The 13,748-nt window shown below is 74.7% G+C and carries 13 protein-coding genes; 5 read left to right on the forward strand and 8 right to left on the reverse strand.

Going from position 1 to position 13,748, the window contains the following annotated elements; genetic code table 11:
- Positions 1-568: 568 nt before the first annotated feature.
- Positions 569-1,597 carry a helix-turn-helix transcriptional regulator gene (locus NHH00_RS15190; protein WP_253053741.1) on the reverse strand — a complete coding sequence of 343 codons (1,029 nt, stop codon included), beginning with the start codon at positions 1,595-1,597 and terminating at the stop codon, positions 569-571.
- A gap of 93 nt (positions 1,598-1,690) precedes the next feature.
- Here NHH00_RS15190 and NHH00_RS15195 point away from each other — a divergent pair, with 93 nt between their 5' ends.
- Together NHH00_RS15195 and NHH00_RS15200 are read left to right on the forward strand one after the other, a co-directional pair.
- Positions 1,691-2,779 carry an ATP-binding cassette domain-containing protein gene (locus NHH00_RS15195; RefSeq protein WP_253053751.1) on the forward strand — a complete coding sequence of 363 codons (1,089 nt, stop codon included), beginning with the start codon at positions 1,691-1,693 and terminating at the stop codon, positions 2,777-2,779.
- The gene (locus NHH00_RS15200) at positions 2,776-3,630 is read left to right on the forward strand and encodes an ABC transporter permease (RefSeq protein ID WP_253053753.1); all 855 of its coding nucleotides are present in this window, start codon (positions 2,776-2,778) and stop codon (positions 3,628-3,630) included. Before NHH00_RS15195 ends, NHH00_RS15200 begins: the two co-directional genes overlap by 4 nt.
- A gap of 83 nt (positions 3,631-3,713) precedes the next feature.
- Here NHH00_RS15200 and NHH00_RS15205 read toward each other — a convergent pair whose 3' ends face one another.
- Entirely contained in the window at positions 3,714-5,168 is a 1,455-nt protein-coding gene (locus tag NHH00_RS15205; protein WP_253053755.1) for a restriction system modified-DNA reader domain-containing protein, read from the reverse strand.
- A gap of 115 nt (positions 5,169-5,283) precedes the next feature.
- Positions 5,284-5,604 (reverse strand): MTH1187 family thiamine-binding protein, encoded by a 321-nt coding sequence (locus NHH00_RS15210; RefSeq protein WP_253053765.1) that lies wholly within the window; start codon positions 5,602-5,604, stop codon positions 5,284-5,286.
- A 70-nt stretch (positions 5,605-5,674) separates the two neighbouring features.
- Here NHH00_RS15210 and cofD point away from each other — a divergent pair, with 70 nt between their 5' ends.
- Both cofD and NHH00_RS15220 read left to right on the forward strand, forming a co-directional pair.
- Positions 5,675-6,628: a 2-phospho-L-lactate transferase gene (cofD, locus tag NHH00_RS15215; protein WP_253053767.1), complete on the forward strand. Its 954-nt coding sequence runs from the start codon at positions 5,675-5,677 to the stop codon at positions 6,626-6,628.
- A complete protein-coding gene (locus NHH00_RS15220; RefSeq protein ID WP_253053769.1) occupies positions 6,621-7,493 on the forward strand; it encodes a 2-phospho-L-lactate guanylyltransferase in 873 nt (290 codons plus the stop codon). Before cofD ends, NHH00_RS15220 begins: the two co-directional genes overlap by 8 nt.
- Before the next feature lie 60 nt (positions 7,494-7,553).
- Here NHH00_RS15220 and NHH00_RS15225 read toward each other — a convergent pair whose 3' ends face one another.
- The 4 genes from NHH00_RS15225 to NHH00_RS15240 form a co-directional block, all read right to left on the reverse strand.
- A complete protein-coding gene (locus tag NHH00_RS15225; protein ID WP_253053771.1) occupies positions 7,554-8,303 on the reverse strand; it encodes a hypothetical protein in 750 nt (249 codons plus the stop codon).
- On the reverse strand, positions 8,300-8,917 hold the full coding sequence (locus NHH00_RS15230; RefSeq protein WP_253053780.1) for a nitroreductase family protein: 618 nt from the start codon (positions 8,915-8,917) through the stop codon (positions 8,300-8,302). Before NHH00_RS15230 ends, NHH00_RS15225 begins: the two co-directional genes overlap by 4 nt.
- Before the next feature lie 88 nt (positions 8,918-9,005).
- Positions 9,006-9,146: a hypothetical protein gene (locus NHH00_RS15235; protein ID WP_253053782.1), complete on the reverse strand. Its 141-nt coding sequence runs from the start codon at positions 9,144-9,146 to the stop codon at positions 9,006-9,008.
- Between the two features lie 59 nt (positions 9,147-9,205).
- The gene (locus tag NHH00_RS15240) at positions 9,206-10,189 is read right to left on the reverse strand and encodes an aldo/keto reductase (RefSeq protein WP_253053784.1); all 984 of its coding nucleotides are present in this window, start codon (positions 10,187-10,189) and stop codon (positions 9,206-9,208) included.
- A gap of 108 nt (positions 10,190-10,297) precedes the next feature.
- On the opposite strand from NHH00_RS15240, the gene pdxR reads away from it, so the two are divergent.
- Positions 10,298-11,941: a MocR-like pyridoxine biosynthesis transcription factor PdxR gene (pdxR, locus tag NHH00_RS15245; RefSeq protein WP_253053794.1), complete on the forward strand. Its 1,644-nt coding sequence runs from the start codon at positions 10,298-10,300 to the stop codon at positions 11,939-11,941.
- Here the strand turns inward: pdxR and NHH00_RS15250 are convergent.
- Positions 11,916-13,715: an oleate hydratase gene (locus NHH00_RS15250; protein WP_253053796.1), complete on the reverse strand. Its 1,800-nt coding sequence runs from the start codon at positions 13,713-13,715 to the stop codon at positions 11,916-11,918. The genes pdxR and NHH00_RS15250 overlap by 26 nt on opposite strands.
- Between the last annotated feature and the right edge of the window lie 33 nt (positions 13,716-13,748).

Here is a 13,748-nt window from a genome sequence, read left to right on the forward strand (position 1 = left end):
TGATGAACAATCCATACGAAGCGAACCCACCAGGGTTCACAAAACTGGCATCAACACGAAAGATGACATCATCTTCCGAAATCAACCAAAGGAATCCCAGACACAACCAACCACCCCACCCGACGGGCGAAGACGATCAGCCATGCCACAGGGACAAAAATTGGCATTGACTAACAAGCACACTGTTGAGTTCTCAAACAACCGACACACACCGCCTCCGACCTCGTTCCCGAGGCCCTTGCGCGGGGCGTTTCCTTCGTTCTGAATCCTACCAGACCCGGCCGTTCGTCCCGGACCGGTGAAAACCGGATTTCCGTTCAGAAATGTACCTGATCCAGACACCCTCACCGTACTCACGGCGCAGCACTGTGCTCCGAGAATCTGGTGGGAGTTTCACCCGGGGGACCAGCCACTTCGCATCTGCTCCGAGGAGCTGTGCCGTGGTGTCTGTTCCTCCCTGCCGGGCGACCTCGAGAACATTACGGGGTCCGGAGGCAGGAGGTCAACTCGCGCCGTGGTGACCCGGACCACTCTCCTCCGGGGCACCACGCCCGGCGAGCACCGCCCCTCACGCAGGACGTTGCCGTAGGCCCGCTGCGTCCGTCCCCGCGGGATCGGCCGCGGCCGTCGCCCGCGCCGCGAGGCGGGTCATCGCCGTGCGCAGCTCGTCCGGCCCGACCACGGTGAAGGGGGCGTCGAAGATCCCGAACCAGGCGGCGAGCCCGCCCCACGACCAGGAGCCCGCCGTCAGCCGGCACCGCCCCTCGCCCACGGCCTCCACGAGTGCGCCCGTTCCGGCCCATGCCGCCACGACGGCGGCGTCCAGCTCGAGCTCGACCGTCCCCCGCACGGGCGTCACGGGCTGCGTGAACCTCTCGGCGATGAACGTCGCCACGTCCGGGGCGGGCAGCGCCCGCCGCTCGAAGCGTGCTCCGACGCCCTCGCGCGGCGCCATCCGGTCGATCCGGAAGGTTCTCCAGTCGTCCCGGTCGAGGTCCCACGCGACGAGGTACCACCGCCCGCCCCACGTGACGACGTGGTGCGGCTCCACCCGGCGCGGCGCACGGAACCCCTCCCCCTCCTCCTGGCCCGGGGCGCGGAGCACCTCGCCCGTCCCGCCGTCGTAGTCGAACCGCAGCACGCGGCGTTCGGCGGCCGCCGAGCCGACGGCCACGAGCACGTCGGCGCTGACCGCGGGCAGGGCCCGCTCCCTCCGGCCGGGCACCGCCGTCACCTCCAACGCGTCGATGCGCGTGCGCAGGCGCGCGGGCGTGACCTGACGGATCGTCGCGAGCGCGCGTGCTGCGGCGTCCTCGACTCCGGGGAGCGTCCCGGTACGCAGCGCGATCGCGACGGCGACCGCCTGCTCGTCGTCGAACAGGAGGGGCGGCACGTCCGCCCCGGCATCGAGCCGGTACCCGCCGTCGGGCCCCTTCGTCGCGCGGACCGGGTAGCCGAGCTCGCGCAGCCGGTCGACGTCGCGCCGCACGGTGCGCGGGCTTACCTCCAGCCGCTCGGCGAGCGCGGACCCGGGCCAGTCCCGGCGCGCCTGGAGCAGCGAGAGCAGTCGGAGCAGTCGTCCAGAGGTCTCGAGCATGACCCCAGGGTGCCAGGAGTAGAGGACCGAACCTGGCCTCTACTCCTGGCACCGTCGGTCTCGACGCACGAAGCACACCCAGGAGGAGCCACCGTGATCCGCACCAGAGCACTGACCAAGGACTTCGCCGTCGGGCGCGACGCGAGCGCCACGGTGCACGCCGTCCGCGGCATCGACCTCGACGTCGCACCCGGCGAGCTCGTCGCCGTCCTCGGCCCCAACGGCGCCGGCAAGACGACCACGCTTCGCATGCTCACCACGCTCATCCGTCCCACGTCGGGCACCGCGACCGTCGCGGGCCACGACGTCGTCGCCGAGCCCGACGCCGTCCGCCACCGCATCGGCTACGTCGGGCAGGGCAACGGCGCCGGTCACGCGCAGCGCGCCGTCGACGAGCTCACCAGCCAGGGCCGCATCCACGGCCTCGACCGACGCACCGCCCGACGCCGCGCCGACGAGCTCCTCGACTCGCTCGAGCTCGGGTCCTACGGCGCGCGCAAGGTCTCCGACCTCTCCGGCGGGCAGCGTCGCCGGCTCGACGTCGCCATGGGCCTCGTGCACGCGCCGTCGCTGCTGTTCCTCGACGAGCCGTCGACCGGCCTCGACCCGCACAACCGCGCGAACCTGTGGGAGCACGTGCTGCGCATGCGCGACGACGCCCTCGCGTCGACGGGCGAGCCCATGACGATCGTCCTCACCACGCACTACCTCGACGAGGCCGACACCATGGCCGAGCGCGTCGTCGTCGTCGACCACGGTCAGGTCATCGCCGACGACACCGCCGAGAACCTCAAGGCCGACCTCGCCGGGGACCGCGTCGTCGTGACGCTCGCGCCCCCGCAGGGCCCGCTGCACGACGACGCGGCGCGCCTCCTCGCGCTCGCCCGCCGCGTCGAGGGCTTCCGCGAGGCGACCCGCACGCCCGACGGCACCCCCGCCGTCGGGCACGACGCCGCACCCTCGCTCGAGGTGCGGGCCGAACGCGGCGACGCGTACCTCCCCCGGCTGCTGCGCGCCGCCGACGCGGACGGCATCGCCGTCGAGACCGCGCTGGTGCACCGCCCCACGCTCGACGACGTCTTCCTCGCCCTGACGGGCCGCAGCCTGCGCGAGGCCGGCGCCGCGACCCCGACCGACACCCCCGCCGAGGGCACCCGCACCACCGAGAGGACCGCAGCATGAGCACCGTCGACATCGCCCCCACCAGCATCGCCCCGCACCCGGCCCCGGCGCGTCCGCGTGCACGTCGCGGGCTCGCCGCGTTCGCGCGCGACACCGGGATCGTGCTCGTCCGCGAGCTGCGGCCCGTGCTGCACGACCCGTTCTCCGTGCTGTTCGGGCTCGTCCAGCCGATCGTCTTCCTCGCGCTGTTCGGCCCCCTGCTCGTCGGGTCGCTCGGCGGCACGACGACCGGGCAGGAGGTCCTGGGCGGCAACGTCTGGCAGTGGTTCGTCCCGTCCATCCTCGTGATGACCACGCTCTTCGGGACCACCACGACCGGCGCGAACCTGCTCGTCGAGCTCCAGACCGGCGCGCACGAGCGCATGCTCGTCGCCCCGCTCTCGCGCGCCTCGCTGCTCGTGGGCCGCGCGCTCAAGGAGATGGTCCCGATCGTCGCGCAGTCGGTCGTCGTCGTGCTCGTCATGCTCCCGTTCGGGTTCGAGCTCCACCCCGCCGGGGCCGTCGTCGGGCTCGCGCTCCTCGCCGTCTTCGGCGTCGGGATCGGGTCCCTCAGCTACGCGCTCGCGCTCGCGGTGCGCAAGCAGGACTGGATGTTCTGGGTCGTGCAGCAGACGCTGATCTTCCCGCTCATGATCCTGTCCGGCATGCTCCTGCCGCTCGAGACCGGGCCGCGGTGGATGCAGGTGGCGTCCGACGTCAACCCGCTCCGGTACGTCGTCGACGCCGAGCGCGCGCTGTTCGCCGGCGACCTCACGGCCTCGGCCGTCGCGTGGGGCTGGGTCGCCGCCGTCGTGACGGCCGCCGTCGGGCTCGCGGTCGGGATCCGCACCATGGTGCGCTCGACCGACTGAGCGCGGCCTCCTCGCGTCGGGCCCGGGCCGGCTCCACGGCCCGGGCCGCCGTCCTGCCCGGGCTCGTCAGCCCGAACGGTGGGTCAGGCGTGGTGCTGGCGGAAGGCGTCGGTGAGGGTGGGGCCGTCGTCGCCGCCGAGGCGCCAGACGCTCCAGCCGTCGGCGGTGTGGGTGCCCGACACGGCGACGGCGGCGAGGTCGGGGTGGCGGTAGCGCGCGCCGTCGGACAGCTCGATGAAGCCGTCGGGCTGGAGGACCGCCTCGAAGCGCTGGCCGCGCCGCGGCCGGGACCACACGAGCTCGCGGGGCGTGCCGAACGCGCGGGCGAGGGCGACGAGGTCGGGGTCGTCGTCGGGGCCGAGCGGCACGTCCGCGGGGGGCGGGGGCGGCACGGGGACGACGTCCCGGCTCGCGGACGCGCGCGGGGGTGCCGGGTCGAGGTCGACCGGCGGGTGGTACGACAGCGGGTCGTACGGCTGCTCGCGCGACGGGCTCCGCTGCTCGCCGTACTCGTGGGTGAGGTACGACTCGCGCGTCCGGATGGACTCGCGGGTCCGGATGGACTCGCGCGTGAGGATCGAGGTGCGCGGGGTGGGCGTCTCGTCGCCGGCCTCGACGGGTCGGCGGTCGGCCCAGCCGGTGGACGCGGGCTCGGGCACGGTCCGCGCCGTGAGCGGGTCGTCGAGGGGGACGAAGTCGAGGACCGGGGGCTCGGCGTGCGACGGCACCGAGGGCGCGGCGACCGGGGCCAGCGGGCCGGTCTCGTCGGCCGCGGTGGGTGCGATCCCGGGGAGGGCGCGCGGCTCGAGCTCGGCGGCACGACGGCGCTCGGCCCGGGACTGCGCGGCCTGCCGCGTCACCACGGGAAACTTGCCGGTCAGGGCTCGGCCCACGGCGACGCCGTCCGCGAAGTCGGATCCGGGGGCCACGGCGCGGCCCCGGCGGGGCTCGGGTGCCGCGGGTGGCGCGGGGTTGTCGCGCGTCATCGCGAGCGGGGACACGTCGACGAAGCGGCGGCCGTCGGCCCCCTGCACGACGCCGAGGCGCAGGACCGCGACCGGGGAGCCGGGCTGGCGGAGGAAGTCGAGCGCGTCCTGGATGCCCGGTGCGGCGCTCGAGCAGATGACGATGAGCCGGGCACCGGTCGCGCGGGCGGTCGCCTGCGAGCGCGTGAGGGGGACGTTGTCGTAGAACGCCGCGACGTCCTGCTGGAACCGCGACGCGCCGCCGCTGTAGCGGGCGGCGAGCTCGGCGCGCGTGAGACGCCCGGCCCGGCCGGCGTGGTTGAGCGCCGCGGTGAGGGCCTCCTCCGTGAGCTCCGCGGTGACCTCGATGACGACCGGGAGCCCTGCGGCGTCGAGCGCGAGCAGGTGGGGCTCGTCGTCGGACGTGCCCTGCGCGACGGGGAAGATCTGCTCGCCCAGCAGCCCCTCGATGTTGCCGTCCACGACACGCTGCGCGTCCGTCCCGAAGGCACCTGCCGGCTGGGGCGGCTGGACCAGTACGGGACGCTCGGCGTCCACCTCGAAGAGGGGCATCGGGGGATCTCCTGCTGCAGCGGGACGCGACCTGGGCGGGGGCGTTTGCGCCATAGCCTACGTCGCCGGTCAAGTCCCTCGAACCGGTCGAACCGCCCCCGCGCGACCGTGCAGGTCAGGCGTGCCCGGTCTCCTCGGACTCCACGGCGAGGCGCTCCTCGACCCGTTCGACCTTCCCCGTGAGCTCCCCGGTACGGCCGGGACGGATGTCCGCCTTGATGACGAGCGAGACGCGGTGCCCGCCCGCGCCCACGGCCTCCGTGGCGCGCTGGATCACGGGCATGACGGCGTCCCAGTCGCCCTCGATCTCGGTGAACATCGCGGTGGTGCGGTTGGGCAGGCCCGACTCGCGGACGATGCGGACGGCCTCGGCGACGGAGTCCGCGACGGACTCGCCGGCACCGAGCGGGGCGACGGAGAAGGCGAAGACGGCCATGCGTCCATCGTGGCACGGGTCCGGCACACGAACCGCCGGGACCCCGACGCCCCGACGTAGGCTCGTCGTCGTGACAGCAGAACACCGCACCGACCGCGTGACCGTGCTCGCGGGCGGGGTCGGCGGGGCACGCCTCGCGCACGGTCTGGACCTCGCCGGGGCCGAGCTCACGGTCGTCGTCAACGTGGCGGACGACGTCGAGCTGCACGGGCTGTGGATCTCGCCCGACCTCGACACCGTGACGTACACGCTCGCCGGGCTCGCGGACGAGGAGCGCGGCTGGGGCGTCGTCGGCGAGACGTACGCGGCGCTGGAGGCGATGGGCCGGCTCGGCGAGGACACGTGGTTCACGCTCGGGGACCGCGACCTCGCGACGCACGTGGTCCGGACGGCCGGGCTGCGCGCGGGGTCGACCCTGACCGAGGTGACCGCGCGGCTCACGACGGCGCTCGGCGTCCGGGCGCGCGTCCTGCCCGTGAGCGACGACCGCGTCGCGACGCTCGTCGACACGCCCGCGGGCCGGCTCGGGTTCCAGGAGTACTTCGTGGGGCGCCGGCACGCGGACGACGTCCTGGGCCTCGTCTACGACGGGATCGACGCCGCGCGCCCCGCGCCCGGCGTGCTCGACGCGGTGACCGACGCCGACGTGGTCGTGGTCGCGCCGTCGAACCCGTTCCTGTCGGTCGAGCCGGTGCTCGCGGTCCCGGGTGTGCGGGAGGCGCTGGCCGGGACGTCCGCGCGCCGCGTCGCGGTGAGCCCGATCGTCGGCGGCCGCGCGATCAAGGGGCCCGCGGCGCAGATCCTCACGACGCTCGGGCACGAGGTCTCCGCGCTCGGCGTCGCGCGCCTGTACGCCGGGCTCGTCGACGTCATGGTGATCGACGACCACGACGCCCACCTCGCGGACGCCGTGCGGGGCCTCGGGATGGACGTCGTGGTCACGGACACCGTCATGGGCGGCGCCGCGGGCCGCGAGCGCCTCGCGCGCACGCTCCTCGCGTCGGCGGGTGCCGCGCGTGGGTGACCTCGTGGTGCCCGACGGCGCTGCTCGTCCCGGTGGGCCCGCCCGTCCGGGGCGCGTGGTCGCCGTCGTGCCGCTGCGCGACGGGTCGTCGGGGAAGTCGCGGCTCGCGCACGTCCTCGACCCTGCGGCGCGCAGCCGGCTGATCGCCGTGCTCGCGCGGCACGTCGTGGGGACGCTGCTCGCGAGCGACGGCGTCGAGCGCGTGGTCGTGGTGACGTCGGACCCGCGGTTCACGTGGCGGGCGCTGCGCGACGTCGTGGTGGACGAGTCCGCCGGCGCTGCGGACGCGGCCGCGTCGGACGGTCTCCTGCTGACCGACGACGCCGACCGGCTGCGCATCGTGCTGCAGCCCGCGGACCGGCCGGGGCTGGACGCGGCGGTCGACCTCGGCCGGGAGATCGCGGCGCGTGACGAGTCCCCGGAGGGTCCGGTGCGGCTCCTCGTCGCGCACGCCGACCTCCCCGCGCTCACGCCCGCCGACGTGGCGGCGCTGCTCGCCGAGGACGCGCCCGTCGTCGTCGCGACGGACCGCGGGGGCACGGGCACGAACCTCCTCGTCCTCGACCCCCCGGCTTCCGCGCCGACGACCACGGGGTCGCTGTCGGAAACCGGCTCAGAACGACGGGAACCTCGTGCTCGGCGAGGCAGCGGTCCCGTCGGCGACGGGTTTCGGTTTCGGTTCGGGGCGGGCAGCCGTGCGGCCCACGTCGCGGAGGCCGCGCGGCTCGGGCTGCGGGCCGTCGTCGTGCAGCGGCCCGGGACCGCGGTCGACCTCGACACCGTCGAGGACTGGGACGAGCTGCCCGCGGACGCGCGCGCCGTCGTCGGGCTGCACGTCCCGGCGCTGCGCGACCGCGACGCCTGACGTCGCCGCGCCACGGCTCCGCGCCCACGGGCCGGGCCGTGCGCCGGCTCCAGGATCCGGCTACGAGAGCCAGACGCCGGGTTCCTCGACGGGTGCGACGAGACCGACGCGCACGTCGGCGAGCAGCCGCTGCCACGCGCCCTCGTCGAGCGGCCCGGCGCAGTCGAGCGCGAGCACGACGGACTGGGTCGACGCGCCGCCGTCGAACGTCGGCACGCTCACGACGCGCGCCGCACCGCGGACCCGGACCTCGCCGCGCGGCGTGCCCACGGCCCAGTCCTGGGCGACCGCGTTCACGCCCTGCACCGCCACGCCGTCGGACGTGAGCGGGAGCAGGACCTCACGCGTCGCACCCGGGTCGCCCCGGTCCGCGACGACGGTCTCGGTGAGCAGGGCGTCGGACGCCTCCCGGGCGCCTGCTCCCGGCGCCTCAGGGTCGCTCGCGCCGCGCCACGACAGCACGCACGCGCCGCTCGACCCGACGACCTGCCACCCGGCGCGCGCGACGAGCGGCGGTGCGGACGCGGCCCCGCCCAGGATCGTGACCTCGGGGGCCGGCGCGTCCGCGGGGTCGGGCAGCAGGTCGGACGGGCCGCCGGTCGTCGCGTCCGGATCCCCCGGTGCGGTCTCGGTCGTCGGCGCCGGGGACGTGGGGTCGCCGGCGTCCGGACCGGGCGCGTCCGCGGTGCCCGACGTCGTCGGGCCGCCGGTCGGGCCGGGCGACGGTCCGCCGGTGCAGGCGGTCGTCCCAAGGACGGCGAGCACGGCCGACGTCGCGAGCACCGCCGCGCGGGCGGGCGGGCGCCTCACGATCGGCCTCCCCAGCGGCCGCGGTGCACGACGTCGTCGAGCGGCTTGCGCTCGCGACGTCGCGGCGAGCCCGTGGTCGCCCGGTCGGCGGGGTGCCCGACGGCGACGACCCCGGTCGGGGCGTACGCGTCGGGGATGTCGAAGGCCGCGCGCAGCCGCCCGACCTCGCCCGGCGCGACGCCGAAGAAGCACGCGCCGAGCCCCTCGTCGACGGCGGTCTGGAGCATGAGCAGCGCCGCCATCCCGGCGTCGACGTGCCAGTAGGGGACGGCCCAGCGGTTCTCGTCGCGGTCCGCCCAGCCCTTGTCGTCCTCGGCGTACCGGTCGAGGTAGACGTCCTTCGACGTGAGGACCACGACGAGCACGGGCGCGGTGCGCATCCCGGCGAGCCACGCGCTCATGCTCCGCTCGGGCCGCTCGGGTGAGGTCGCGGCCCAGAAGCGCGCGACGTCGTCGGGCTCGGTGAGCACGAGGAACGACCACCCCTGCGCGAACCCCGCGCTCGGCGCGCGGACGGCGTTGCGCACGAGGCGGTCGACGGCGTCCGGCGCGACGGGCTCGTCGGTGAACCGGCGCACCATGCGTCGGCGTCGCACGACGTCCTGGAACTCCACGTGGCCCCCTCGGCACGGTCCGGGAACAGGTCCCCGCACCCTACCCGGCGACGCCCCGCGACGTCCGCAGCCCGGCCGCGCGCTCGCGTCACACGTCGTGGGGGAAGGCGGCCTCGCGCGCGACGGTCGAGCCGAACGCGGTCGGCGCGTCCGCGAGCGCGCGCAGGCGGACGTCCCGGAGGTCGCGCCAGTCGTCCGCCCGGACGCGCGCGACGGTGGTGGTGAGCACCCGCCCACGGTGGCAGCCCGGCCCGACGCCGTGGCGCCGGGCCGGGCGAGCACGCGGGCTCAGGCGGCGTCGAGCCGCGCGCGCAGCTCCGGGTCGAGCTCGAGGTCGGCCGCGCCGAGGAGCTCGTCGAGCTGCTCGATCGTGCTGGGCCCGACGAGCGGGATCACCGGGTGCTCGCCCCCGAGGAGCCACGCGAGCGCGACCTGGTTGGGCGTCGCGCCGAGCTCGCCCGCGACCTCGTGCAGGAGGCGGATGCGCTCGCGCGTGGTCGGGTGGTCGAACCCGTCCCACAGCGGCTTGTCCCGGCGCACGTACGCGCCCTGGAGGATCGGCGAGTAGGCGGTGACGGCGAGCGGCGGGCGCCCGTCGACCCCCGTGGACGCCGCGTAGTCGAGCAGCTCGTACGAGGCCCAGTTGTGCCGGCCGACCTCCGGCGTCGGGTAGGCGTACGTGTAGTTCTGCTGGACGAGCCCGTAGGGCGCGACGCCCTGGCGCAGCGCCTCCTCCCGCGCCTCGACGACGCGCCACAGCGCGACGTTCGAGATGCCGGTGATGCCCACGACGCCCTCGGCCTGGAGCTTGCCGAACGCGCCGACGGTCTCGGCGAGCGGCGTCTCGTGGTCGTCGACGTGCCCGTACAGCACGTCCAGGTGGTCGACGCCGAGGTGCCGCAGGCTCTCGTGCGCCTCGTAGCCGACGACGTCGGCGCCGAGGCCCTGGAAGTTCGTCGGCGGCGTGTTCGACAGCGGGAGGGACCTGTCCTTCTGCGCCGCGCCGAGCTTCGTCGCGATGCGGACCTGGTCGCGCACGCCGCGGCTCGCGAGCCAGCGGCCGAGGAGGTCCTCGCTGTCGCGGCCGTGCCCCCCGGCCCAGAGGCTGTAGTTGTTCGCCGTGTCGAGGAACGTGCCGCCCGCCTCGACGAAGCGGTCGAGGATCGCGAACGACGTGTCCTCGTCGACGAGCGTGCCCATGTTCATCGTGCCGAGGCACAGGGTCGACACGTCGAAGGAGGTGCGCCCGTCGCCGATGGTGCGGTACCGCATGGTGGTCTCCCGAGGTTCGTGGTGGACCTGTGGTCCGTGGTGAGCCTGTGGCCCTGATGACGTGCTCCACGCTACGGAGCGATCGGCGCGGGTGTATGGTCCGATTCCATGGGTGTCGACCAGACCAATCCTGCTCCACCGCCGGGCACGACGGCGGCGCTCGCCTGGGAGGCGCTGCTCGACCTGGGGACGGGGCCGGGGTCGCGCGTCGAGCGGCTCGAGCGCGCGGTCCGCGACGCCGTGCACACCGGCCGTGTCCCGGTCGGGGCGGCGCTGCCGCCGAGCCGCCAGCTCGCCGAGTCGCTCGGGGTGTCGCGGTGGGTCGTCACGGAGGCGTACGGCCAGCTCGTCGCCGAGGGCTTCCTCGAGGCGCGCGCCGGCTCCGCGACCCGCGTCTCCGCCGCAGCCGGCGCCCGATCGACGAGCCCGAGGGGAACGAGTGCGCTGGGCGAGCGGCCCACGAGCCCGGCGGGAACGACGGCGCGCGCGGGTCGTGGCGGGCCTGGCGGGAGCCGCGAGGACCGAGCGGCGGATGGTAGACCCGCGCGCGCCGTCGTGGACGCCGGTCGGACCGACACCGGCAGGACCCACGCCGCGCGCGCCCGGTTCGACCTCGCACCCGGCGTACCCGACCTGCGCCACGTCCCGCGCGACGCGTGGCTGCGGGCGGCGCGCGACGCGCTCGGTTCCTCGACCGGTACCGCGTCGAACGACGACCTCGGCCAGCCCGCCCCTGCCGGGCACCCGCACGCGCGCGCCGTCGTCGCCGGCCACCTGCGCCGGGCGCGCGTCGTCTCCGGGCCGGACGACGCCGTCGTGCTCACGCGCGGCGCGACCGACGGGATGGCGCGCGTCGCCGCGGCGCTCGTCGAGGCGGGCCACACGCACGTCCTGGTGGAGGACCCGAGCTGGTCGGTCCTGCGCGACGTCGCGGCACGGGCCGGCCTCACGCCCGTCCCGGTCCCCGTGGACGACGCGGGCGCGGACGTCGACGCGCTCGTCGCGGCGTCGCGACGGACCGGGGCGCGCGCGGCGCTGCTCACGCCCGCGCACCAGTTCCCCACCGGCGCCGCGCTGGCGCCCGAGCGGCGCGAGGCGGTGCTCACGTGGGCCCGCACCGTCGACGCCCTCGTGATCGAGGACGACTACGACGCCGAGTTCCGCTACGACCGCCGGCCCGTCGCCGCGCTCCAGCAGCTCGACCCCGACCGCGTCGTGCTGCTCGGCTCGGTGAGCAAGACGATGAGCCCCGCGTTCGGCGTCGGGTGGATGGTCGTGCCCGCCCGCTGGCGCGAGTCCGTCGCGCGCGCGGTGACCCCGCACGGCCCGACGGCGGCCCCGTCCACGGTCGACCAGCTCACGTTCGCGCGCCTCGTCGCGTCCGGCGGCTACGACCGGCACCTGCGCGCCGCGCGCGGGCGCTACCGCCGCCGTCGCGACGCCGTGCTCGACGCCCTCGCCCGGGAGCTGCCCGGCGCCGCGGTGAGCGGCATCGCTGCGGGGATGCACGCGCTGCTCTCCCTGCCGGGCTCGCCGGACGACCCCGCGCCCGACGCCGCTCACGTCGTGCGCGAGGCCGCGCGGCGCGAGGTGACCGTCGTCGACCTGCGCCGCTACCAGGTGCGCCCCGCCGAGCGGTCGACGACCCTCGTGCTCGGGTACGGGAACCTCGCCGACGCCCGCGTCGACGAGGCCGTCGCCCGGCTCGCCGACGCGGTGCGTGCCGCTACTCGTCGTGGGACAGGAGGCTGAACTCGGCGAGGAGCTCGCCGATCTCGGTGGCGTCCACCTTCTTCTGGAGCCGGTCGCGCAGGATCCGCGGCCCGGGGAGGTCGAGCTCCTCGCCGTCGCGCAGGGCGCTCACCGCGGCGAGCAGCTTGCGGACGTCGTACGTGCTGTTGAAGACCTCGGGCACGCCGCGCTCCAGGTCGAGGAGCTGGTAGGCCGCCTCCATGCCGGTGCGCACGGAGTACTCGGTGGTGAAGATCGTGTCCCGGGTCGTCTCGGCGAACTGGCCGATGAACGCGAAGTTCCGTGCGCCGTCGGGCACGACCTGGGGCCGGTCACCCGCGTGACGGGGCATGAAGAACGCGGTGACGTACGGCATCATCACGGGCACGCAGCTCGCGGCCTCGGCGGCGAGGGTCGGGATGTCGGCCTCGGGGACGCCGAGGTGGTACAGCCACTCCTGCGTGATCTCCTCGCCCGTGCACTCCTGGAGCGACTTCTTCACGTAGTCGCCCGGGGTGTCCACGAACAGGCCGTAGACCCACACGACGATCTCGTCCGGCGACTGCGCCTTGAAGTGCGGCTGCCTGTTGACGGTCCAGCTCATGAGCCAGGCCGAGTCGCGCGCGGTGACGATGCCGCCCGTGACGACCTTCCCGCTGAACGGGTCGCGCCGGCAGATGCGCTCGATGTACTCGGGGATGCGCCGGTCGAGGGTCGTGACCGTGGCGGACTGCCACTTGGTGCGCGGGATGTCGGTGCTGAACACGTCGGGCCGGCCGAACGACGGGTCCTTGGCCGCGACGCGCCGCCACAGGTCCCACGCGGGCGCGGGCCCCGTGTCGAGGCGCGCGGGCGTGTGCTGGTCGCCGTTGTCGGAGTTCTCCGTGAGCGAGCCGATGGTCGCGATGACGAGGTCGTCCTCGCCGAGGTCGATCGTCCGCTCGACGGCGGCCCCGCCGGACTCGTGGGCCGCCGCGTGGTCCAGCAGGTGCAGCCGCGTGGCGACCTTGCGGTCCGGGGCGAGCTCGAAGTCGACGTCGGTGACCTCGACGTGGAACCGGAAGGTGACACCCTGGTCCATGAGCCAGCGCGTGAGCGGCAGCACCATCGACTCGTACTGGTTGTACTTGGTGAACTTGAGCGCCGAGAGGTCGGGCAGGCCGCCGACGTGGTGGATGAACCGGTGCAGGTACAGCTTGAACTCGAGCGCGCTGTGCCATTCCTGGAACGCGAACATCGTGCGCCAGTAGAGCCAGAACTGGCTGTCGAGGAAGTGCCGCGACATGACGTCCTCGATCGACTTCCCCTCCATGTCCTCGCGGCGCGCGAGGAAGATCTTCGTGATCTCCTTCTGCGCCTTCTCGTCGAGGCGGAACAGGTTGTCGAAGTGCGCGTCCTTCCCGCGGTCCTCGGTGACGCGCTGGAGCGAGAAGTTCGGGTCGTCCTTGTTGAGCCAGTAGAACTCGTCGAGGACCGACACTCCCTCGGTCTCGATCGACGGCACGGAGCGGAACAGGTCCCACAGACACTCCATGTGGTCCTCGAGCTCGCGCCCGCCGCGGATCACGAACCCGCGCCGCGGCTCCTTGATGCCGTCGAGCGCACCACCGGGGAGCCTGAGCCGCTCGTAGACGGTGATCTTCTCCCCCGGGACCTGGCCGTCGCGGACGAGGAAGCCCGCCGCGGAGAGCGACGCGAGGCCCGCTCCCACCAGGTGCACGGACCCGAGCCGGTCCGTCCGCTCCGGCTTGCGCGGCCGCGCGAACGCCTCGTAGTTGCCGCTCGAGTAGTACATGTCACTCCCTCTCACCGCTGACGACAGGAAAGA

It is taken from the genome of Cellulosimicrobium cellulans (assembly GCF_024124905.1).
In the GTDB taxonomy this organism is placed as follows: Bacteria; Actinomycetota; Actinomycetes; order Actinomycetales; family Cellulomonadaceae; genus Cellulosimicrobium; species Cellulosimicrobium cellulans_G.